25 protein-coding genes are annotated in these 21,207 nt (G+C 75.1%); 8 read left to right on the top strand and 17 right to left on the bottom strand.

Translation table 11 applies throughout. From position 1 onward, the window contains the following. Nucleotides 1-82: 82 nt before the first annotated feature. The 11 genes from KDL28_RS16805 to KDL28_RS16755 form a co-directional block, all read right to left on the bottom strand. Entirely contained in the window at nt 83-664 is a 582-nt protein-coding gene (locus tag KDL28_RS16805; RefSeq protein ID WP_252439642.1) for a carboxymuconolactone decarboxylase family protein, read from the bottom strand. A 430-nt stretch (nt 665-1,094) separates the two neighbouring features. Further along, a complete protein-coding gene (locus tag KDL28_RS16800) occupies nt 1,095-1,727 on the bottom strand; it encodes a hypothetical protein (protein ID WP_252439640.1) in 633 nt (210 codons plus the stop codon). A gap of 107 nt (nt 1,728-1,834) precedes the next feature. Beyond that, nucleotides 1,835-3,091 carry a deoxyguanosinetriphosphate triphosphohydrolase gene (locus KDL28_RS16795; RefSeq protein ID WP_252439638.1) on the bottom strand — a complete coding sequence of 419 codons (1,257 nt, stop codon included), beginning with the start codon at nt 3,089-3,091 and terminating at the stop codon, nt 1,835-1,837. 13 nt (nt 3,092-3,104) lie between these two features. Beyond that, nucleotides 3,105-3,695, bottom strand: coding sequence for a YdcF family protein (locus tag KDL28_RS16790; RefSeq protein ID WP_252439664.1), 591 nt, complete (start codon nt 3,693-3,695; stop codon nt 3,105-3,107). Between the two features lie 128 nt (nt 3,696-3,823). Then, the gene (locus tag KDL28_RS16785; RefSeq protein WP_252439636.1) at nt 3,824-4,828 is read right to left on the bottom strand and encodes an XdhC family protein; all 1,005 of its coding nucleotides are present in this window, start codon (nt 4,826-4,828) and stop codon (nt 3,824-3,826) included. A 622-nt stretch (nt 4,829-5,450) separates the two neighbouring features. Continuing rightward, the gene (locus KDL28_RS16780) at nt 5,451-6,062 is read right to left on the bottom strand and encodes a response regulator transcription factor (RefSeq protein ID WP_252439634.1); all 612 of its coding nucleotides are present in this window, start codon (nt 6,060-6,062) and stop codon (nt 5,451-5,453) included. A 70-nt stretch (nt 6,063-6,132) separates the two neighbouring features. Continuing rightward, nucleotides 6,133-7,275, bottom strand: a complete 1,143-nt coding sequence (locus tag KDL28_RS41535; RefSeq protein ID WP_252439632.1) for a sensor histidine kinase — start codon at nt 7,273-7,275, stop codon at nt 6,133-6,135. Between the two features lie 23 nt (nt 7,276-7,298). Further along, nucleotides 7,299-8,018, bottom strand: coding sequence for an ABC transporter permease (locus KDL28_RS16770; RefSeq protein WP_252439630.1), 720 nt, complete (start codon nt 8,016-8,018; stop codon nt 7,299-7,301). 1 nt (nt 8,019) lies between these two features. Next, nucleotides 8,020-8,943, bottom strand: coding sequence for an ABC transporter ATP-binding protein (locus KDL28_RS16765; protein WP_252439628.1), 924 nt, complete (start codon nt 8,941-8,943; stop codon nt 8,020-8,022). A gap of 76 nt (nt 8,944-9,019) precedes the next feature. Next, a complete protein-coding gene (locus KDL28_RS16760) occupies nt 9,020-10,417 on the bottom strand; it encodes a glycine--tRNA ligase (RefSeq protein ID WP_372496991.1) in 1,398 nt (465 codons plus the stop codon). Nucleotides 10,418-10,507: 90 nt separating this feature from the next. Further along, complete coding sequence (locus KDL28_RS16755; protein ID WP_252439624.1) at nt 10,508-10,840, bottom strand: antibiotic biosynthesis monooxygenase family protein; 333 nt, start codon at nt 10,838-10,840, stop codon at nt 10,508-10,510. Between the two features lie 94 nt (nt 10,841-10,934). On the opposite strand from KDL28_RS16755, the gene KDL28_RS16750 reads away from it, so the two are divergent. From KDL28_RS16750 to KDL28_RS16740, 3 genes are read left to right on the top strand one after another with little or no spacing between them, the layout of a single operon-like run. Continuing rightward, entirely contained in the window at nt 10,935-11,339 is a 405-nt protein-coding gene (locus KDL28_RS16750; protein ID WP_252439622.1) for an ArsR/SmtB family transcription factor, read from the top strand. Further along, nucleotides 11,336-11,788 carry a Fur family transcriptional regulator gene (locus tag KDL28_RS16745; protein ID WP_252439620.1) on the top strand — a complete coding sequence of 151 codons (453 nt, stop codon included), beginning with the start codon at nt 11,336-11,338 and terminating at the stop codon, nt 11,786-11,788. Before KDL28_RS16750 ends, KDL28_RS16745 begins: the two co-directional genes overlap by 4 nt. A gap of 10 nt (nt 11,789-11,798) precedes the next feature. After that, nucleotides 11,799-12,407, top strand: coding sequence for a hypothetical protein (locus tag KDL28_RS16740; protein WP_252439618.1), 609 nt, complete (start codon nt 11,799-11,801; stop codon nt 12,405-12,407). Between the two features lie 185 nt (nt 12,408-12,592). Here the strand turns inward: KDL28_RS16740 and KDL28_RS16735 are convergent, their stop codons facing one another. The 3 genes from KDL28_RS16735 to KDL28_RS16725 all read right to left on the bottom strand — a co-directional run bounded on the left by KDL28_RS16735 (nt 12,593) and on the right by KDL28_RS16725 (nt 14,516). Further along, nucleotides 12,593-12,994, bottom strand: a complete 402-nt coding sequence (locus KDL28_RS16735) for a hypothetical protein (RefSeq protein WP_252439616.1) — start codon at nt 12,992-12,994, stop codon at nt 12,593-12,595. 73 nt (nt 12,995-13,067) lie between these two features. Beyond that, complete coding sequence (locus KDL28_RS16730; RefSeq protein WP_252439614.1) at nt 13,068-13,856, bottom strand: isoprenyl transferase; 789 nt, start codon at nt 13,854-13,856, stop codon at nt 13,068-13,070. A gap of 111 nt (nt 13,857-13,967) precedes the next feature. After that, nucleotides 13,968-14,516 (bottom strand): PadR family transcriptional regulator, encoded by a 549-nt coding sequence (locus KDL28_RS16725; protein ID WP_252439612.1) that lies wholly within the window; start codon nt 14,514-14,516, stop codon nt 13,968-13,970. Nucleotides 14,517-14,590: 74 nt separating this feature from the next. Between KDL28_RS16725 and KDL28_RS16720 the strand changes: the two genes are divergently transcribed. The 3 genes from KDL28_RS16720 to KDL28_RS16710 all read left to right on the top strand — a co-directional run bounded on the left by KDL28_RS16720 (nt 14,591) and on the right by KDL28_RS16710 (nt 17,014). After that, nucleotides 14,591-15,943 (top strand): carotenoid oxygenase family protein, encoded by a 1,353-nt coding sequence (locus KDL28_RS16720; RefSeq protein WP_252439610.1) that lies wholly within the window; start codon nt 14,591-14,593, stop codon nt 15,941-15,943. Nucleotides 15,944-16,007: 64 nt separating this feature from the next. Continuing rightward, complete coding sequence (locus tag KDL28_RS16715; protein WP_252439608.1) at nt 16,008-16,427, top strand: nuclear transport factor 2 family protein; 420 nt, start codon at nt 16,008-16,010, stop codon at nt 16,425-16,427. A gap of 5 nt (nt 16,428-16,432) precedes the next feature. Continuing rightward, the gene (locus KDL28_RS16710; RefSeq protein WP_252439606.1) at nt 16,433-17,014 is read left to right on the top strand and encodes a TetR family transcriptional regulator; all 582 of its coding nucleotides are present in this window, start codon (nt 16,433-16,435) and stop codon (nt 17,012-17,014) included. Between the two features lie 3 nt (nt 17,015-17,017). On the opposite strand, the gene recO is transcribed toward KDL28_RS16710, so the two are convergent. The 3 genes from recO to KDL28_RS16695 are packed head-to-tail and all read right to left on the bottom strand — an operon-like array spanning nt 17,018 to nt 19,565. After that, on the bottom strand, nt 17,018-17,779 hold the full coding sequence (gene recO / locus KDL28_RS16705; RefSeq protein ID WP_252439604.1) for a DNA repair protein RecO: 762 nt from the start codon (nt 17,777-17,779) through the stop codon (nt 17,018-17,020). Nucleotides 17,780-17,799: 20 nt separating this feature from the next. Beyond that, entirely contained in the window at nt 17,800-18,612 is an 813-nt protein-coding gene (locus tag KDL28_RS16700) for an ABC transporter permease (protein WP_252439602.1), read from the bottom strand. After that, nucleotides 18,609-19,565: an ATP-binding cassette domain-containing protein gene (locus KDL28_RS16695; RefSeq protein ID WP_252439600.1), complete on the bottom strand. Its 957-nt coding sequence runs from the start codon at nt 19,563-19,565 to the stop codon at nt 18,609-18,611. Before KDL28_RS16695 ends, KDL28_RS16700 begins: the two co-directional genes overlap by 4 nt. Nucleotides 19,566-19,641: 76 nt before the next feature. Here KDL28_RS16695 and KDL28_RS16690 point away from each other — a divergent pair, with 76 nt between their 5' ends. Both KDL28_RS16690 and KDL28_RS16685 read left to right on the top strand, forming a co-directional pair. Beyond that, on the top strand, nt 19,642-20,331 hold the full coding sequence (locus KDL28_RS16690; RefSeq protein ID WP_252439598.1) for a TetR/AcrR family transcriptional regulator: 690 nt from the start codon (nt 19,642-19,644) through the stop codon (nt 20,329-20,331). A gap of 31 nt (nt 20,332-20,362) precedes the next feature. After that, on the top strand, nt 20,363-21,184 hold the full coding sequence (locus KDL28_RS16685; protein WP_252439597.1) for a HugZ family pyridoxamine 5'-phosphate oxidase: 822 nt from the start codon (nt 20,363-20,365) through the stop codon (nt 21,182-21,184). The last annotated feature ends 23 nt before the right edge of the window (nt 21,185-21,207 follow it).

Below are 21,207 nucleotides of genomic sequence, written 5' to 3'. Positions count from 1 at the left end.
CCCCCCCCCCCCCGGGTTTTGGGTGGGGGGCGGGGGGGCGGGGGGGGGGGGGCGGGGCCCCCCCCCCGCCCCCCGGACCGCGCTAACCCTTCGCGGACGCCTCGAGCCGCACCTTGCACGCCGCGTCGAAGCCCTGCCCGGTGATGCCCAACGCGTGGTTGACCCGGGCCCGCATGTTCTCCAGCCCGATCTGGGTGGTCAGCTCGATCAACCCCGCCCGCCCGAACTCCCGCTCCAGCTCGACGACCTGCTCGTCGCTGACCGTCGGCGGCTGCGCGGTCATGGCGTCGGCGTAGGCGATCGCCAACCGCTCGGGCCGGGAGTAGAGCGGGCTGGTGGCGTAGGAGTCGATGTCCTGCAGGCGCTCGACGTCCAGCCCGTCCAGGCGCTGGAGCATGGTGCCGAAGTCGACGCACCACTGGCAGCCGACCACGGTCGCCGTCCGGTAGACGGCCAGCTCCCGCACCGACGTCGGCAGCGACTTGGACGCCTTCTCGTAGGCCATCTCCGCCACCAGCCCCGCCCAGAAGACGCCGCGGTGGTGGCGGGCGACGGCGAAGGGCTCGGGAACCTCCCCGAACCGCCGCCGGGCGTACCGGTACACCAACCGACCGACCAGGCCCGCCTGCTCGTCGGGGACCGCGGGGATGCGGGTGAGCGCCATCTCGTCCTCCTCGGATCGTCCTTGCGTTCCCTGGACGATGAGGAGGACTCGAACGTGACAGCTCGGCTTCGGTTCGGTTTCGGGCGTCCGCTTCGCTTCGGACGTGGCCGGGCTGGGCGGCGTCGGGGAGCCCGATGGGGTCGATCTCGCGCGAGTCGATCACCTGGATGTCGGGGGCTGGGCGAGTTCGGGGACATTCGCCGCGCCGGTGCGGCTCATGTCCCCCGACTGGTGACACGGGCTAGCGGGGAGCCCTCAGGCCGCTGCTCGACCGTGTTGATCCCCCGCGGCGGGGCTCCTCGGCCACGTCGCAGGGTCCGTGCGGTCTCCGCAGGTGCCGTAGCACCTGCGCGGGCCAGGTCAGGTCTGCGAAGAGACCGCCCCGGGACCGATCGTGCGCCCGGCGTCCCCCGGGTTCCCGACGGGGGCCTCACCCAGCAGTGGGGGGCAGCGCCTTCTCACCCTGCGGGTTGATCGCCCACCACACCCCGTCGGCCCCGTTCCCGCCGGCGGACTCCAGCCCGGTGCTCTCCCCGACGTGCGTGTACACCGGCCATCCGGCCACCGTGACCTGCTTGGTCCCGTCGGGTCGCACGACCGCGCCGATGTCGTCGTCCTTGACGCCGAGCCCGACCACGCCCTGCTCGCCGACCAGCAGCGGCGCCCAGCTGGCGGTGCAGGCGGCGTCGACGCAGTTGGAGGTGGGGGGCTGGTTGCTGTCGCGGTCGGAGCGGTAGACGATCCGGCCGGTGCCGTCGGTGACGATGTAGCCGAGCGGGGCGGACTGCACGGCCCACAGCTCGGTCTCGCCGGTCGCGCCGCCGTGGCCGGAGTGGCCACCGCCGCCGCCGGGGGCGGGCGCCGCGTCACCGCCGCCGTGGCCGCCGGAGTGGCCGCTGTCGGCGGCGGCGCCGCCCTGGGCCTGCTCCGCCTCCCACTGGGCGTGCTCCTCGGCGGTCATGCCGTGGTCGTCGGCTGTGGGGTCGGAACCACCGCAGGCCGACAGGGCGAGCATCAGGGCGCACGCGGCAGCAGCTGCCACGCCGCGGAGCCGGTTGGTCATCGACCCACCTTCCCGGTCCCGGAACCTCCGGGGCACACAGGGCGATCACGGACGGGGCCGGACGATAGTTCACCCGATCGGGTTGCCTCCGGGTGGGTCACGGATCGCTAACGAAGGCCCATGGCGAGGTGCCGGGCGACGGCCTGCTGGTCGGTCAGCACGGCGACCTGGTCGACCACGACCCGCTGCCGCGCGGCGTCGTCGGGGGCATCGCGCCAAGCGTCGGCGAACACCGGGTCGAGCACGTCCGGGGCCTTGACCAGCAACGACGTCGCGAGTTCGGTGAGCAGCTCGCGTTGGCGGGCCTGCATGGCCAGCCGCTGCGGGTCGGCCATCACGTACCGCAGGGCCACCGCCTTGAGCAGCGCGACCTCCGCCCGCGCCGCCTCGGGCACCACGAGGTCGGCGTCGTAGCGGCGCAGCGGCCGGTCGCCGTGGACCAGCCAGGTGGCTTCGGTCGCGGCCTGCACGAACCGTCCGACCAGCTCGCTGGTCAGGCGTTTCAGGGCGCGGTGGGCGGCGACGGGCGCCGAGCCGATCGCGAAGCCGCGCACCGCGTCGACGTAGGGCAGGGCGAGCAGGGCGACGGCCGCGTCGTCGAGCGCACCCGGATCTGCGCCGAAGTGCACGGCCGCCAGGTCGACGAGCGCCGCCCGCTCGGTCGGGGCGGCCAGCGCGGCCAGGTCGATCCGGCCGGTGAGGATGCCGTCCTCGACGTCGTGCACGGAGTAGGCGACGTCGTCGGACCAGTCCATGATCTGCGCCTCGATGCAGCACCGGTCGGGGGGCGCGCCGTCGCGGATCCACTCGAAGACGGGGAGGTCGTCGGCGTACACGCCGTACTTGCGCAGCCCCGGGCGCCGCGGCCACGGGTACTTGCCCGCGGCGTCCAGGCAGGCGCGGGTCAGGTTGAGCCCGCTGTCCAGGACGCCGTCCCCGATCTTGGGTTCGAGGCGGGTGAGGATGCGCAGGGTCTGGGCGTTGCCCTCGAAGCCGCCGCAGCCGGCGGCGAACTCGTCGAGCGCGCGCTCGCCGTTGTGCCCGAACGGCGGGTGCCCGATGTCGTGGGCCAGCCCGCCGGTGTCGACGACGTCGGGGTCGCAGCCCAGGTCCTCGGCCATGCCGCGGCCGATCTGGGCGACCTCCAGGGAGTGCGTCAGCCGGGTGCGCGGCACGCCGGTGATCTCCGCGCCCTCCCCCGGCCCGAGCACCTGCGTCTTGCCGGCCAGCCGGCGCAGGGCCGCCGAGTGCAGGACGCGGGCGCGGTCGCGGGAGAAGGGGCTGCGCCGGTCCGAGCGCCCGGCGCCCTTGGGCGGCTCCGGCACGAGCCGAGCGGTGTCGTGCGCGGTGTAGCGGGCCGTCATGGGTGGAGTCGGCTCACCCGACGCCGCCGGTCTCGTCGGCGTAGGACGGGTCCACCGAGGCGTGGGTGAGCCGGTAGAACAGCGTGGCCGCGGTCTCCCGGACGATGTAGCGGGCCTGCGTCTCGCGGGTCTGCACGACCGGGCCGCTGCGGGTGGGCGAGGTCCAGGCGTCGAGCCCGGCGTCGCGGGCCATGGTGCGCGCCCGCAGCGAGTGCCACGGGTCGCTGACCATCACCGTGCTGTCCCAGCCGTCCCGCACGGCGCGCGCCGCGACGGCCTGCAGGCTCCCCAGGGTGTCGCTGCCCTCACCGACGGCGACGACCGCGGCGGCGGGCACCCCGCGCTCGACGAGGTAGCGCCTGCCCGCTTCGGCCTCGGTGTAGGCGTCGCCGGGCTGCCCGCCGCCCGCCGTGACGATCCGCGGCGCGACACCGGCCTCGTAGAGCGCCTCGGCGTGCCGGAGCCGGGCGGCGAAGATCGAGCTGGGGTCGCCGTCGTACTGGGCGGCGCCGAGCACGACGATGGCGTCGGCCGGCTGGCGGTCGTCGACACGGGCGACCTGCCACACGCGGAACGCGGTGCCGCCGACGACGAGCGCACCCATGGCGAGCGCGCCGATCAGCACCCGCGCCGTCCAGGCCCGCCAGCCGGCCGGGCGCGGCGCCCGCCGCGGGGGCACGCGGCCGGCCCCTGGTTGGTACAGGGCGACGGTCGTCGCCTCCGAGGAGGGCCTCATCCGCCGATCCGGTGCTCGGAGCCGGCGAGGGCGCTGCCGCCGCGGCCGGACCGGGCCGCGACCACCTGGGCGACGATCGAGACCGCCGTCTCGGCGGGGCTGCGCGCGCCCAGGTCGAGGCCGACGGGGCCGTGCAGCCGGGCCAGCTCGTCCTCGGTGACGCCCGCGGCGAGCAGCCGTTCGCGGCGGGCGGCCTGGGTGCGCCGGGAGCCGAGTGCACCGATGAACCCGCGCCCGCGCAGCCCGGCGACCAGGGTGGCGTCGAAGGCGGGGGCGTGGTCGAGCAGGACGAGGACGTCGGCGTCGGAGAAGTCGGCGACCGCGGCGGTGGCCTCGTCCACGGTGGACGCCGACCGCACGCCCCAGCCCAGCAGCCCGGCCTGCGCGGCGAGCGCCTCGCCGATGGCGCCCGCCCCCACGACCAGCACCGACGGCACCGGGACCCACAGGTCGACCAGCAGCTCGACGTCGCCCGCCGGCACCCGCTCGGTGGCGGTGGCCCCGCGGCGCAGCAGCCCGGCCGCGGCCCGTGCGGCGGCGTCGTCGAGCTCGGCCGAGCCGAGCCCGCCCGTGCGCGCGGACAGGTCGGGTCCGGTGAGGACGAGCGCGGCGGCGCCGTCGGCGGCCGAGACGAGCGCGGCGGGCGAGCCCGCCTCCAGCGCGGCGCCCAGCGCGTCGGCCTGGGCCGCGGGCAGCGGGTGGCCCAGCAGGGTGGCCCCGCCCGCGCAGGCCAGCCCGGCGGCCAGCGCGTCGGGCTCTGCGACGTGCGCCTCGCGGGTCTGCGGGGCGGCGGCGGCCGCGGCGACCAGCGGGCGGGCCGAGACGTCCAGCGCGCCCCGGTAGAGCAGCCCGGCGACGGCGCCCGACGCCGTGCCGGCGAGCAGCTGGCCGGACTCCACGGTGCCGAACCCGTGCCGCTCCAGCACCCGCACCACGCCGACCCCGTCGGCCGCCCAGGACCGCAGGGCGGTCCCCAGCTCACGCAGCCCGTGCTCGCTCACCGCGCCAGGGTATCCCGCACGCACCCCCACCCCCGCCACCCGTCGAGAACGAAGGTGCTGTCGTTTTGGATCGGTCCAACCGACAACGACTTCGTTCTCGACGGTGGGTGGAGAGGCGCGCTGTCGCGAACAGGAGACCCTGCTGAACACGACCTCTGCTTCGGGGAGTGACGATGGACCTGTACGCGAAGGTGTTCGTCCTGTGGGACGGCGACGCCGACTCGCCCGCCCGGACAGTGGCGCCCCTCGTCGACGCCAGGTGGCCCGCAGGACGGTGACCGGTGCCGTCCTCGACCTCGACGTCGAGGAGAACGACGACCACGACGAGGGCGTCGCCGCCTCCGATCCGGATCGGTTCCTGCACCTCCCCTTCTACCTCGACGTGGAGCCGACCACGCCGGGCACCGACCCGGCCGAGGTCCTCGCGGCCGTCGCGACGCTGCTGCGGGGACTGGCCGAGGCCGGTGCGGAGTGCGTGACCGCAGCCGACTACGAGGACCAGCTCCCCGGTGGCGCCGCACAGGGCCCACGACGGGGGCGGCCCCGAGTCCGTGACGAGGGCGTCGGGACGAGGGCGCGCTCGACCTGGCACGTCGAGAACGACGTCGTTCTCGCCGCGGCGTCAGAGCCAGCCGCGCTCGTCGGCGAGCCGGACGGCCTCGGCGCGGGTGCGGGCGCCGGTCTTGCCGATGGCCGACGACAGGTGGTTGCGCACGGTGCCCTCGGACAGGTGCAGGCCACCGGCCACGCGGGCGACGGTGGCGCCGTCGGCGGCCGCCCTGAGCACCTCGCGCTCGCGGTCGGTGAGCGGGCTGGCCCCGCTGGACAGCGACTCCGCGGCCAGCACCGGGTCGACGACGCGCAGCCCGGCGTGCACCCGGCGGACCGCGTCGACCAGCTGCTCGGGCGGCGCGTCCTTGACCACGAACCCGGACGCCCCCGCCCGCATCGCCCGCGACAGGTAGCCGGGCCGGCCGAAGGTGGTCAGCACGACGATCCGGCAGGCCGGCAGCGCGACGTGCAGGGCGGCGGCGGCGTCGAGGCCGTCGCCGCCGGGCATCTGGACGTCGAGCAGGGCCACGTCCGGCGCGCACTCCCGCGCGGCGGGCACCACCTCGGCGCCGGACCCCACCTGGGCCACGACCTCGATGTCGGGCTCCAGCCCGAGAAGCGCCGCGAGCGCGCCGCGGACCAGCGCCTGGTCGTCGGCGAGCAGGACGCGGATCGTGCTCATCGCTCGGCCTCGCAGAGCTCGGCCGGCGCTGCGCGCAGGCGCTGTACTGATGATTCGCTCGCAAGCTCGCTCATGCCGGCCCCGACCGGACGCGGCGCGACGCGGGGACGCACTCGGCGCGCAGCCGGTAGCCGCCGCCCGGGACCGGACCGGCCTCGACGCGCCCGCCGGCGGCGGCCAGGCGCTCCCCCAGCCCGGTGATGCCGTTGCCGGGGACGCCCGTCCCGCCGCCACCGTCGTCGACGACCTCCACCGACTCGGGGGTGAGCCGGATCGTGCAGCGACCGGCCCCGCTGTGCCGGATCACGTTCGTCACGCCCTCCCGCACGACGTGCGCGAAGGCCTGCTGGCGCTCGCCGGGCACGTCGTCGACGGCGTGGGGCAGGTCGGCGGTGATCTCCGCGGCGCGCAGCGCCTCCCGGGCGCCTGCCAGCTCGGCGGCCAGCGAGGTGACCCGGTTCGCCGCCACGGTGGACCGCACGTCGGCCAGCGCCTGGCGCCCCAGCGACTCGACGTCGGCCACCTCGACGGCGGCCCGGTCGTGGGCGCCGCTCTCCAGCAGCCGCCGGGCCAGCCCGGCCTTGACGGTGATCGTGGTGAGGCTGTGGCCGAGGACGTCGTGCAGGTCGCGGGCCATGCGCTCGCGCTCGGCGGTCACCGCCATCGTGGCCAGCTCCTCGCGCGCCTCGCGCAGTTCGCTGTTGCCCCGCACCAGGGCGAACACCGCGATCATCCCGAGGCCGAGAGCGACCATGGCGAACACCTCGTCCCAGCCGATCTCCTGGCCGAGCGCCCAGGCGACGCCGAGCGCCGCCACGGCCGTGAGCAGCGTGGCCGGCGGGCCGTGCGGCGGGCTGGTCAGTATCCCCACCGCGACCACCACGAACGCCACGGTGTAGAGCCTGCTGCCGTCGCCCGCGCCCAGGCCGACGAACCCGACCGCCCACAGCACGGCCATCGTCGCGATCAGCGCGACCGAGAACCACGCGCTGCGGCGCTTCACGGCGATGTAGAGGCCGTGCAGGTAGCAGGCGCCGTAACCGAGCAGCGCCAGCACGAGCAGCACCCGCAGCCCGACCGGCCGGTCCACGGTGACCGCCGTCCACAGCTGGGGGACCAGCAGCAGGACCCAGCCGCCGGACCACGCGTACCACTGGCCGACGGTCATCTCGGCGAGGTCCCGCACCGGTCCCGCCGCGTCGCCGGTCGACACGTCGCCCACCGTAGTCCCCCCGCTCAGACGCGGACCGCGTCGCGGCGGTAGCGCCACACCGCCAGCCCACCGGCGGCGACGAACCAGGCCGCGAGCACCGCGACCCCCTCCCACGGCACCCCGCCGCCGACCGCGGGCCGTGCCGCGACGTCGGCCAGCCAGTAGCTGGGCAGCGCCCTGGCGATCGTCACCATGGCCGGAGGCAGGATCGCGACCGGGATGAAGATGCCGCCCAGCAGGCTGAACAGCAGCATGGTGATCATGGTGGCGCCCTGCGCCGACTCCTGGGTCGCCAGCGTGCCGACCAGCAGCCCGATCGCGGCGAAGGGCAGCACCCCCACCCAGGCCACGGCCAGCACCTGCAGCCAGGTCAGCACGGGCAGGTCCACACCCATGATCGCGCCGACCACCAGCACCATGGCCAGCGCGGGCAGCGCCACCAGCATCGCGACCGCCGCCTTGACCGCGAGGTACCCCCAGGCCGGCAGCGGGGTGAGGCGGAGCTGGCGGTTCCACCCGAGTGACCGCTCGGTGGCCACCAGCCCGCCGGTGCTCACCGACGCGGTGATCGCCCCGAAGGCGGCCATGCTCAGCATCAGCGCGACCAGGCTCCCGTCCTCCTGGCTGGGCGCGTAGATCCCGACGAAGATCAGGAAGAAGGCGACCGGGAACCCGATCGTGAAGACCAGGAACTGCGGCTCGCGGAGCAGCCGGCGCACCTCGATCAGCAGCATCGTGGGCATGTCAGTCCTCCTTGGTGGTGGTGAGCGCGACGAAGGCGTCCTCGAGGCCGTGGGCGGCGACCTCGATGTCGTGGGCCGCGGGGTGGTCGCGCAGCAGGGCGCGCAGCGCCGCGTCGGAGTCGGTGCACGTCAGCCGGAACCGCTCGCCGTCCACGCGGACGTCGGCGACGCCGGGCAGCGCGGCCAGCGCCCGGGGGTCGGCCCCGGGCAGCGTCAGCGCCACCACCCGGCCGGCAGCCAGCGACCGCACCGCGGCGACGCTGCCGTCGGCGACGACCCGCCCGGAGCGCATCAGCACCACCCGGTCGGCGAACTCCTCGGCCTCGGCGAGGTAGTGGGTGGCGAACAGGACCGTGCGTCCGGTGCGGGCGAAGTCGCGCATGGCCGCCCAGAACTCGCGGCGGCCCCGCACGTCCATCGCGACCGTCGGCTCGTCGAGCACGAGCAGGTCGGGGTCGGTGACCAGGGCCGCGGCGAAGCGCACCCGCTGGCGCTGCCCGCCCGACATCCGCCCGAGCCGCTGCCCGGCGATGTCGGCCACCCCGGCCTTGCGCAGCGCCTCGACCGGCGGGAGGGCCCGCCGCTGCAGCGCCGCCACCAGCCGGACGGCCTCGCCCGCGGTCATCTCCTCGGGGAACCCGCCGGCCTGCAGCATCGCGCCGACCAGACCGTCCTGGACGGCCTCGCGCGGGCTGCGCCCGAACAGCCGGACCTCGCCGGCGTCCGGGCGGCTCAGCCCGAGCAGCAGGTCGACGGTGGTGGACTTGCCGGCGCCGTTCGGGCCGAGCAGCGCGACGACCTCACCGGGGGCGATCGTCAGGTCGACGCCGTCGACCGCGCGGACGGGGCCGTAGCTGCGGCGCAGGCCGCTGAGCGCGACCGCGGCGCCGTGGTGGGCGGCCGGGATGGGCGGTGGTTCGTTCATGCCACGACTCTCGCGCCGCGGCGCCCCCGACCCCCGGATCGCCCGTCACGACCTCGCCATGACGTCCGTCAGGGGTTCAGCAGCCGATCAGCCGCGCGCCCAGGTACGACTCGACCTGGTCGAGCGCGACCCGCTCCTGGGTCATCGAGTCGCGCTCGCGGATGGTCACCGCCTGGTCGTTGAGGGTGTCGAAGTCGACGGTGAGGCAGAACGGGGTGCCGATCTCGTCCTGGCGGCGGTAGCGGCGGCCGATGGCCCCGGCGTCGTCGAACTCGACATTCCAGTGCTTGCGCAGCGCGGCGGCCAGGTCGCGGGCCTTGGGCGAGAGGTCGCTGTTGCGCGAGAGCGGCAGCACGGCGGCCTTGACCGGGGCGAGCCTGCGGTCGAGCCGCAGCACCACGCGCTTGTCCACGCCGCCCTTGGCGTTGGGCGCCTCGTCCTCGGTGTAGGCCTCGATCAGGAACGCCATCATCGACCGGCCCACGCCCGCCGCCGGCTCGATCACGTACGGCCGGTACCGGGTGCCCGACGCCTGGTCGTAGAACGACAGGTCGACGCCGGAGTGGTTGCTGTGCGTGGTGAGGTCGAAGTCGGTGCGGTTGGCGATGCCCTCCAGCTCGCCCCACTCCTGGCCGGTGAACTGGAAGCGGTACTCGATGTCCACCGTGCGCTTGGAGTAGTGGGAGAGCTTCTCCTTCGGGTGCTCGTAGTGCCGCAGGTTCTCCCGGGAGATGCCCAGGTCGACGTACCAGTCGGTGCGCTGGTCGATCCAGTACTGGTGCAGCTCCTCGTCGGTGCCGGGCTCGACGAAGTACTCCATCTCCATCTGCTCGAACTCGCGCGTGCGGAAGACGAAGTTGCCCGGGGTGATCTCGTTGCGGAAGCTCTTGCCCATCTGGCCGATGCCGAACGGCGGCTTCTTGCGCGAGGTGGTCTGCACGTTGAGGAAGTTGACGAAGATGCCCTGCGCGGTCTCCGGGCGCAGGTAGTGCAGGCCCTCCTCGGACTCGACCGGGCCGAGGTAGGTCTTGAGCATCATGTTGAAGTCGCGCGGCTCGGTGTACTGGCCGCGGGTGCCGCAGTTCGGGCAGGGCACGTCGGACAGGTCGTCCTCGGTGGCCGACTTGCCGGTGCGCTCGACGTACTCCTCGGCCAGCTGGTCGGCCCGGTAGCGCTTGTGGCAGCTGTGGCACTCGACCAGCGGGTCGGTGAACACGCCGACGTGGCCGGAGGCCACCCACACCTGGCGCGGCAGGATGACCGAGCTGTCCAGGCCGACGACGTCCTCTCGGCCGGTGACGGTGGTCTTCCACCACTGCCGCTTGATGTTCTCCTTGAGCTCGACGCCCAGGGGGCCGTAGTCCCAGGCGGACCTCGTACCGCCGTAGATCTCGCCGGAGGCGAACACGAACCCGCGGCGCTTGGCCAGCGCGACGATGGTCTCGATCTTGGCGGAAGTGGCCTTGCTGGGCACGGACGGACTCCTGAACAGCCGGGAGGTGAAGGCGTCCATGCTACCGAGCGCCCTACCCCGGTCGCCGCAGGGTTTACCCCTGGTCGGGAGCTACTCGGCGAGCAGGCTGGTGTGCTCCTGCGCGCGCCCGCCCACCGCGTCGACCAGCGTCTCGAACGCGGCCGGCGCGTCGGTGCCGGCCTGCGCCAGCAGCGGCACCACGTGCTCGCGCACCGGGAACGGGCTCAGCGCCCGCCGGTAGGCGTTCACCGACTCGAACCGCACGACCAACACCCAGGCGTCCGGCTCGTCGACGGCCCGCCCCAGCTCACCGCCCCGGCAACCGGGCTGGGCGGTCAGCAGCTCCAGGGCCGCGCGGGCGCGCACGCGCAGGTCGTCCGCCTCGGCGGCGGGCACGTCGAACCGGCAGACCAGCAGCACCACCCCAGCCTCCCACCGCCCGCCTACGATGGGTGCGCGGCCCCGATGAGGCTCGACACCCGGGGAGCGTGGCCGCCGCACCCGGACGGGGAGACCGATGTCGATCGTCGCTGGAGCGGGGGCCGCGCCCGAGCAGGACGCGGACGCCACCGCGCGCACCCCGACGAGCGACCCGGCGCACGACCCCGCCCGCCCAGCCGCGCCCACGCCCGTCCGCACACCGGCCGCGCTGAGCGCCGCGGGCGACCTGCTGCGCGCGCTGGCCGCGCCGGTGCGCATCGCGATCGTGCTGCAGCTGCGCGAGTCCAGCCTCTGCGTGCACGACCTGGTCGACGCGCTGGGCGTCACCCAACCCCTGATCAGCCAGCACCTGCGGGTGCTCAAGACCGCGGGCGTCGTCGAGGGCAGGCGGCAGGGCCGCGAGGTCGTCTACTCCCTCGTCGACGACCACCTCGCGCACATCGTCGTCGACGCCGTCGCGCACGCCGAGGAGAGCCGATGACCGCTCCCCCGCCCCGGGCCACCCGCCAGCGCGCCGCCGTCTCCGCGCTGCTCGACCGCCTCGACGACTTCCGCTCCGCCCAGGAGATCCACGACCAGCTGCGCCGCGCGGGCGAGGGCATCGGCCTGACCACCGTCTACCGCACCCTGCAGGGGCTGGCCGACGCCGGCGAGGTCGACGTGCTGCGCACCGACTCCGGCGAGTCGGTCTACCGCCGCTGCGCCACCGCCGACCACCACCACCACCTGGTCTGCCGGCGCTGCGGCACCGCCGTGGAGATCGAGGGCCCCGCCGTGGAGACCTGGGCCCAGAAGGTCGCCGAGGCCAACGGCTTCTCCGACCTCAGCCACACCGTCGAGATCTTCGGCCTGTGCCGGGAGTGCGGCAGCGCCGCCCGCAACGGCGGCGCGTCTCAGAACGACACATCCGCGAGCGCCGCGGGTGGATAGCGTCGTCGCGGTGGACGGCAACGGCGCGGCGGCCCCGCAGGTGGACACCCCCAGCACGGTCCGACGGCTGGACGGCGCCGAGGCCGTCGAGCTGGCCGGGCTGGCCGCCGTGTTCGAGGAGCTGCAGTACGTGCTGCGCTGCTGCGAGCACCTCGTCGCCACGCTGGCCTCCCCCGCCCCCGACCCGGTCGTCGTCGAGGCGCTGTGGACGGGCGCCCTGCTCGGCTACGCCCGCTGCTTCTCCGGACGCGCCGCGGTGCTGACCGAGGCCGACCTGGGCCGCCTGGAGCTCGACGCCGACGCGACCGGCTTCCACGCGATGATGCGCAAGCTGCGCGACCACTACGCCTCCCGGCACGTGAACCCCCGCGAGGCGTTCACGATCGGCGCCGCGCAGTCCAACGACGGCCGTCCCGCCGGCGTCGCCATCGTCTCCACCCCCCGCCCCCCGGTCGACGACCCCACGGTCCGGCTGCTCGGGCGGATCGCCTACGGGCTGAGCGGGTTGGTGGACGCGCGGATGCAGGAGTGCCAGCAGCGGGTGTCGGCGGCCGCCGGGGAGATGACGGCAGCGGCGCTGGGGCGGTTGCCGGTGGTGCACCTGGCCGGGAGCGCGTAGCTCGCTCGCTCCCCGCTTGCTGGGTTCGCCGGGTGTCCGGCGGTGCCTGCTCGGTGACCTGGCTTCGCTTCGGGTGGGCTCGTCGGGTGCCTCCGACGAGCCCACCGGACCGAGCCGCCGCCCTGGACTCGGCCCTGCCGAAGGCGCAGTAGCCGCAACGCCCCCGGCCGAACGAACCCCGCCGATCAGCCCTCGGTGAGCGCCGCGCGCAACGCCGACGCGTTCCCCACCACCAGCATCAGCAGCGTCCCCATCGCCTTCTCCTCCAGCCCGGCCGCCGGGAACGCGTAGCGCAGCGTCACGTCCCAGCCCTTCTGGCCGCGGATGACCCGGGGCGTACCGAACAGCGACTCCCCCGCGCCCAGCGCCACCATCCTCGGGACGTCCGTCTCGAAGGGGAGGTCCCAGGCCACGACGCAGGTGATGTTCAGGACCGGGAGGCCCTCCTCCAGCTCCAGCCCCTGGACGGCGCACACCACGCCGCCGTGGGCGAAGGTGACGGCGCCGTCGTCGTCGACCTCGACGTCGTGGAACCGCTCCAGCGCCGCCCGGGCGATGCCGAGCATGTCGGTGACCGCGCCGCTCATCGCTCTCCCCCGCTGCGCGAGCTCGGCGCGTCGCGCAGCGGCGCTGTGGTGGATGATCCGCTCGCGAGCTCGCTCATGACGTGGCCGCCGTGGGGGTGTCGAGGGCGCCGCCGAAGCGGCGGTCGCGGCGGGCGTAGATCTCGATGGCCTGCCAGATGTGGCGGCGGTCGAAGTCGGGGAAGAGGGTGTCGAGGAAGACCATCTCGGCGTAGGCCGACTGCCACAGCAGGAAGTTGGAGGTGCGCTGCTCCCCGGAGCTGCGCACGAACAGATCGACGTCGGGCATGTCGGGCTCGTCGAGGTGGCGGGCGATGGTGCGCTCGTCGATCTTGCCGGGCTTGAGCTTGCCGTCGGCGACCTGCTGGGCGATCTGCCGGACGGCGTCGGCGATCTCGGCGCGGCCGCCGTAGTTGACGCACATGGTGAGCGTCAGCACGTCGTTGTCCCGGGTCTTCTCCTCGGCGATCTCCAGCTCCCTGATGACGCTGCGCCACAGCCGCGGCCTGCGACCGGCCCAGCGCACGCGCACCCCCATGGAGTGCATCTCGTCGACGCGGCGGCGGATGACGTCGCGGTTGAAGCCCATCAGGAAGCGGACCTCGTCGGGGCTGCGCTTCCAGTTCTCGGTGGAGAACGCGTAGGCCGACAGCCAGCGCACACCGATGTCGATGCAGCCGCGGGCGACGTCCATCAGGGAGGCCTCGCCGCGCCGGTGGCCCTCGATGCGGGGCAGGCCGCGGGCGTTGGCCCAGCGGCCGTTGCCGTCCATCACCAGGGCGACGTGGTTCGGCACCAGTTCGCGGGGGATGGCCGGCGGTCGGGCTCCCGACGGGTGCGGGGCGGGGGGTTGCACGGGTGCCACGCCCGCACCCTACGGGTGGCGGCGGACGACGCCGGCCGCCACCACCGGCGGCGCAGCCCGACGCCGACATGGACGCGATGGTCGACCTCCACGACGGGCCGGGCGGGAGCGCTAGTTGGGGCGCCGGCTGTCCGCGACGCGGGCGTCGAGCTCCTCGAGAGCGCGGGTGGCCCACTCGTGGGTGGCCCGGTACTGGCCGAGGCCGAAGCGCCCGGCCAGCAGGCCGAGCTCGGCGCGCGGGCTGCACCGCGGGTCGGTGCCACCCTTGAGCCGCTCGCGCAGCTCGGCCTCCGCGGCCGCGGTCTCCTCGGCGATGGCGGTGAGGACGCTGCGCTGGTCGTCGGGGTCGAGCGTGGGGATGAGGAACATCCGCAGCACGCCCTCGTTGCGCACCACGCCGTCGCCGGAGCGGTGCAGCAGCCAGGAGCGCAGCTCGGCCCGGCCCTGCTCGGTGATGTCGTAGGTCTTGCTGCCGCGCGGGCCCTGGTCGACGACCCGGACGAGGTCGCGGGCCGCGAGCTTGGCCAGCTCCGGGTAGATGCTGGCGTGCCCGGCCTGCCAGGCGTAGCGGCCGAGGTCGCTCTCGAACTCGCGGGCCAGCTCGTAGCCGGTGGCGGGCGCGGCGGCGAGCAGGCCGAGCAGGGCGTGCGGCAGGGACACGCGGCGACCCTACCGGTCCGCGCTCCACATGTCAGGGTTGACATGTCAGAGTCGACAGGTTCACCCTCGGACGCATGACCTCGACCGCGGCACCCGCGTACCTGACCGGCCACCTCGCCCCCGTCCCGGACGAGATCAGCGCCGTCGACCTCCCGGTGGAGGGCGCGCTGCCGCCCGAGCTGACCGGCCGCTACCTGCGCAACGGCCCCAACCCGCTGCCCGGCGAGGACCCCGGGCACTGGTTCGCCGGGCACGGGATGGTGCACGGCGTGCGGCTGCGCGAGGGGCGCGCCGAGTGGTACCGCAACCGCTGGGTCCGCACCGGCGCGCTGGCCGGGCGGCCGTTCGTCGGCCCGGAGGGTGTCGACCGGACGGCCGTGACGGCCAACACCCACATCATCGAGCACGGCGGTGCGCTGCTCGCCCTGGTCGAGAGCGGCTTCCCGTACGAGCTGACGCCGGAGCTGGACACCGTCGGCCCGTGCGACTTCGGCGGCCGGCTCACGACGGCGATGACCGCGCACCCGAAGCAGGACCCGCGGACCGGCGCCCTGCACTTCTTCGCCTACAGCCCGATGGCGCCGCACCTGGTCTACCACCGGTTGTCGGCGACGAACGAGCTCGAGTGCAGCGTCGAGGTGCCGGGCGCGGGCCCGTCGATGATGCACGACTTCGCGGTCACCGACCGGCACGCGCTCTTCCTGGACCTGCCGCTGGTGTTCCGGATGGACCTGGTCGGGCAGCGGAGCCTGCCCTTCGGCTGGGACGCCGACTACCCGGCGCGGATCGGCGTGATGCCGCTGGACCGCCCCGGCGAGGTCAGCTGGATCGGGATCGACCCGTGCTACGTCTTCCACGTCGGCGGCGCGCACACCGACGCCGACGGGCGCATCGTGCTCGACGCCTGCCGGTACGGCGCCGCGGGCATCGACCGGTTGTGGGGCTCGATCAGCGGCGGCCCGACCGGGCCGGCCGCGGAGGCCGCGTCCACCGGGCGGGCCACGCTGCACCGCTGGACGATCGACCCGGTGGCCGCGACCATCACCGAGACCGCGCTGGACGACCGCCCCGCCGAGTTCCCGACCTCCGACGACCGCCGCGTCGGGCTGTCCTCGCGGTACCTCTACACGGTCTCCGAGCGCGGCGACGGGGCCGCGGTGGTCAAGTACGACCACGCCACCGGGGCCGCCACCGCCCACGAGCTCGGCCCGGACACGGTCACCGGCGAGGCCGTGTTCGTGCCCGCCGCCGGGGGCACCGCCGAGGACGACGGCTGGCTGGTCGGCATCACGACGCGCCGCGACGGCAGCGCCTCGCAGCTGCTGGTGCTCGACGCCACCGACGTCGCCGCCGCCCCGGTCGCCGCGGTCACGCTTCCCCGCGGTGTCCCCGCGGGCTTCCACGGCTCCTGGGTCCCGGACGCCTGAGATCCGCCGAGCCACGCTCGAGGCCGTCCTTGCCCAGTATTGGAGAACGCGCTCTAATACTGGGGTGGCCACCCCTCCCGTCGTCCCCGCCCTCTACGCCGCCCTGCGCGCGGCCGACGTGCCTGCCCTGCTCGCGACGCTGCACACCGACTTCCGCGGCCGGGTCACCGACGGGCTGCCCTTCGGCATCGGCGGTGCCGCGGACGGCCCGCAGGAGATGCTGCGCGACGTGTGGGCGCGCGCCTCCGCGCACTACGACGCGCTGCGCCCCGAGCCCGACGAGTACTCGCCCACCGCCGACGGGCGGGTGCTGGTGCTGGGCTGGTACACCGGCACCGCCCGGGCCGGCGGCCGGCCGTTGCGCGCCCGGTTCGCCCACGTCATCCGGGTGCGCGACGGCCTGGTCGCCGAGCTGGAGCAGATCACCGACAGCGCGCGCTGGTGGTCGGCCGCCGGCGCGACCCCCGCGTCGGCCCCCGCCTGACCGCGATGGGCCGTCCCGCGCGGTTCCCCGCCGACCTCATCCTGGACGGGGCGGCCCGGCTGCTGGCCGAGGGCGGGCCGGGCGCCGCCACGACCACGGCCGTCGCCGCGGCGATCGGCGCGCCGAGTGGATCGCTCTACCACCGCTTCGGTAGCCGCGACCTGCTGCTGGCCCGGCTCTGGGTGCGCACCGTCGGCCGCTTCCAGGCGGTGTTCCTGGCCGCGCTGGCGCACCCCGACCTCGACCGGGCCGCCGTCGACGCGGCGGTCGCGGTTCCGGTCTGGTGCCGCGCGCACCCGGACGAGGCCCGGGTGCTGCTGCTGCACCGGCGCGCCGAGCTGGTGGGGCGCTGGCCCGCGGAGCTCGACGGCGAGCTCGCCACCCTGAACGACGCGGTCGCGGCCGCCCTCGCCGAGCACACCCGTCGGCGCTACGGCACCGCCGGCGGCGCCGAGCTGGCCCGCGCGACGTTCGCGCTGGTCGACGTGCCGCACGCGGCCGTCCGGCGGCACGTGGCGGCCGGGGTGGCGCCGCCCGCGGAGGTCGACGCGCTGGTGCGGGAGACCGTGGCCGCCCTGCTGGGGTGAGGCTCAGCGGGCCTCGGCGACCGGCGGCGTCGCGCGCCGCTCGACCAGCGGCAGCGAGCGCAGCTGGCGCTCCATGTGCCACTGCAGGTACGCCGCGACCAGCCCGCTGGTGTCGCGGCGGGTGGCCGGGGCGGCCGCGTCGGCCACCTCCCAGTCGCCGTGCAGCAGCGCGTCGAGGTGGGTGAACGTCTCCGGGGACGGGCGCACCGAGCCGGGCGGGCGGCACCGCGGGCACACCGCGCCGCCGGCGGCGATGTTGAACGACGGGTGCGGGCCGGGCTCGGCGCAGCGCGCGCAGTCGCCGATCGCCGGGGCCCAGCCGGCGTGGGTCATGGCGCGCAGGAAGAACGCGTCGAGCACGAGGGACGGGTCGCGCTCCCGCCCGGCCAGCGCCCGGATCGCCCCGACCAGCAGCAGGTAGACCCGCAGCGCGGGCTCGCCCTCCTCGGAGACGAGCCGGTCGGCGGTCTCCAGGATCGCGCAGCCCGCGGTGTAGCGGGGGTAGTCGCTGATGATGCCGGCGCCGAACGCGTCGACCGTCTGGGCCTGGGTGACGACGTCGAGCGAGCGGCCGGGGTAGAACTGCACGTCGACGTGGTTGAACGGCTCCAGCCGGGCGCCCCAGCGCGACCGCGTGCGGCGCACGCCCTTGGCCACCGCGCGCACCTTGCCGTGGCGCTGGGTGAGCAGGGTGACGATGCGGTCGGCCTCACCGAGCTTCTGCACCCGCAGCACCAGTCCGATGTCGCGGTAGGACGGGGCCACCGGACCAGCCTACGGCCCGGTCAGCGCGGGCGGGCGTACCGGACCGTGGCGAGCGGGACGAACACCACCAGCAGCAGCGCGGTCCAGAGCAGCGTGGCGAGCACCGGGTGCTCCAGCGGCCAGGCGCCGTTGGTCGGCGCGAGGGGGTTGCCGCAGAGCTCGCGCACGGCCGCGGTCAGCGCGCTCAGCGGGTTCCAGTCCGCGATCGTGCGCAGCCATGCGGGCATCCCCGCGGTCGGCACGAAGACGTTGGACAGCATCCCCACCGGGAAGACCAGCACCGACAGCTGCGCCGCCGTCTCCTCCCTGCCGATGACGAGCCCGAGGTACATGCCGATCCAGGTCGCGGCGAACTGGAACGCCGCCAGCAGCCCGAGCGCCCCGAGCGCGGGACCGAGGCCGGTGCGGATGCGCCATCCCACGACCACGGCGCACGCGGCCATCAGCAGCAGGCAGAGCAGCCCGTAGGCGGCGTTCGCGGCGGCCTGGCCGAACGGCACGGCGACGCGCGTGATGGGCATGGAGCGGAACCGGTCGACCACCCCGCGGCCGGAGTCGCGGGCCATCGTGATCATGGCCGGGACGACGTTGAAGGCGATCGTGGCGAACAGCCCCGGCACCAGGAACTCGCGGTAGTCGCCCGCACCCGGCAGCGCGATCGCGCTGCCGAAGACGTAGCCGAACACCAGCACCAGCACGACCGGGGAGGCGAGGGTGATCGCGATCCCCGCCGGGTCGTGGCGCAGCTTCAGCAGCACCCGGGCCGCGGCGGCGGACCCGTCGGTCCACGGCCGGGGCCGGGCGGCGATCGCGGGGGCGGTGGGGGCGCTCACGCCGCACGTCCTCCCGTGGTCCGGGGGTCGCCGGTGAGGCGCAGGAACACGTCGTCGAGGGTGGGCCGGCGGACCCCGACGTCGAGCGCGGTGACCCCGGCGGCGTCGAGCCGGCGCACGACCTCGGGCAGCGGGACGGGCGATCCCACCACCACCGCGCCGACCCGCAGGCCGTCCTCGTCGACCTCCGGGGAGGCGTCGGTCCAGGACGCCAGCACCGACGCCGCGGCGGGCAGGTCGGCGCCGGCCTCCACGACGACCTCGACCCGGATCCCGATCGCGGCCTTGAGCGCGTCCGGGCTGCCGGTGGCGACGGCCCGCCCGCCGTCGACCACGACGACGTCGTCGGCGAGCCGATCGGCCTCCTCCAGGTACTGGGTGGTCAGCAGCACGGTGGTGCCCCTGGCCACCAGGTCGCGGACGGTGGCCCAGATCGCGGTGCGGCTGCGCGGGTCGAGGCCGGTCGTCGGCTCGTCGAGGAACAGCACCGGCGGGGCCACGACGACGCTGGCGACCAGGTCCAGCCGTCGGCGCATGCCGCCCGACCAGGTCTTCACCAGCCGGTCGGCGGCGTCGGCGAGGTCGAAGCGCTCCAGCAGCTCGTCGGCGCGGCGGGCGGCGCCGCGGCGGCCGAGGTGGTGCATCCGGCCGAGGATGCGCAGGTTCTCCCGCCCGGTCAGGTCGTCGTCGACGGCGGCGTGCTGCCCGGCCAGGCCGATGCTGCGGCGCACCAGCCCGGGCGCGCGGACGACGTCGTGGCCCAGGACCGCGGCCCGCCCGGCGTCCGGGACGGTGAGCGTGGCCAGCACCCGGATGGCCGTCGTCTTGCCCGCGCCGTTGGGTCCCAGCACGGCGCACACGGTGCCCGCCGGGACGACCAGGTCCAGCCCGGACAGCGCGTGCACCGTGCCGTACCTGCGCACCAGCCCCTCTGCTACCACTGCAGCCACCACGCCGCCTCCTCTGCGATCAGCGTTCGCAGAAAATGTAGCGGACTGGGAACGCTGTTCGCAACACGGGAGGACGCACATGGCCGGGAGCATCTGGCTGCGGCGGGAGCGGACCGGGCGCGGGCCGGTGCCCGAGCACAGCCGGGCCGAGATCACCGCGGTCGCCGTGGCGCTCGCCGACGCCGACGGCCTGGCCGCGGTCTCCATGCGCAAGGTGGCCGCCGCCATCGGCACCGGACCGGCGTCCCTCTACCGGTACGTCGACAACCGCGACGAGCTCGTCGAGCTGATGGCCGACGCGGTGATCGGCGAGATCGACCTCGACCGGCCGCCGTCGGACGACTGGCTCGCGGACCTCGTCGCGCTCGCGCACGCGATCCGCGGCGTCTACCGGCGCCACCGCTGGCTGCTCGACGTCGTCCCGGGACGGGGGCTCGGGCCGAACACCGTCGATGTGATGGAGCGCGCGCTGGCCGCGATGTCGGTCCTGGACGTGCCCGCGGCCACCAAGATGGAGACGTTCGCCCTGCTCAACGCCACGGTCGTGCTGCTGGTCCGGACCGAGGCCGCGGTGCCCGACCCGACCGGGGAGTACGCGCGCGCCCACGTGGAGTTCCTGGCCTCGGTGGCCGCGGCGGGCGGGCACCCGCACCTGGCCGCCGCGCTGGCCGACCCCCGCCCCGCGCCCGACCCCGGCGAGGACCTGGTCGACCGGGTGCTGCCGCGCGTGCTGGCCGGCCTGCTTGACACGACCCGCCGCACCCGATGAGGCTGCCCTAACCCACACCCAGGAGGCTCCCGTGCGACCCCAACCGGCCGGCACCCACCTCGTCCCCGCGGAGTCGCTCGCCGAGACCGAGCGCACGCTGGCGGCCACCCCCGGGGTGCGCGGCGAGCCCACCGACGCCGAGCGCTCCCGCACCCTGATCTCGTCGGTCACCACCGCCTCGCTGGCCACCATCGGCGAGGGCGGCTTCCCGTTCGGGTCGCTGGTCAGCCACGGCGTCGACGGGCTGGGGCGCCCGCTGCTGCTGCTCAGCGACCTGGCCGAGCACACCCGCAACCTCGGCGGCGATCAGCGGGCCTCGCTGATGGCCGTCGAGACGGGCGCGGGCGACCCGTTGGCCCTGGCCAGGGTCACCGTGCTGGGTGTGGTCGAGGAGCTGCGCGGCGACGAGCGGGCGGCGGCGCTGCCCACCTACCGGGCCGCGCAGCCGGGCGCGTTCTACGCCGAGTTCGCCGACTTCCGGCTCTACCGCCTGGAGGTCTCCTCGGTCCGCTACGTCGGCGGCTTCGGCCGGATGAGCTGGGTGACCGCGGCCGAGTACACCGCGGCCGAGCCCGACCCGTTGCACCCGCACGCCGCGCGGATCATCGAGCACATGAACGACGACCACGCCGACGCGCTGGTGCTGTTCTGCAAGATCCTCGCCGACCGGCCGGGCACGACGCGCGCCCGGATGGTCGGCGTCGACCGCTACGGCTTCGCGGTGCTGGCCGCCGACGGCCAGGACGCCGACGAGGTGGCCGTGCGGTTGCGCTTCGACGCCCCGACGGACACCGCCGACGCCGTCCGCAAGGCGATGATCGACCTGCTGGGCCGGGCCCGCGCCGCCGGCTGACCCCCGTCGAGAACGAAGCTGTC

It is taken from the genome of Pseudonocardia humida, assembly GCF_023898865.1.
In the GTDB taxonomy this organism is placed as follows: domain Bacteria; phylum Actinomycetota; class Actinomycetes; order Mycobacteriales; family Pseudonocardiaceae; genus Pseudonocardia; species Pseudonocardia humida.
Note: the sequence above shows the minus strand (reverse complement) of the source record. Positions and strands in the feature narration are given on the sequence as shown.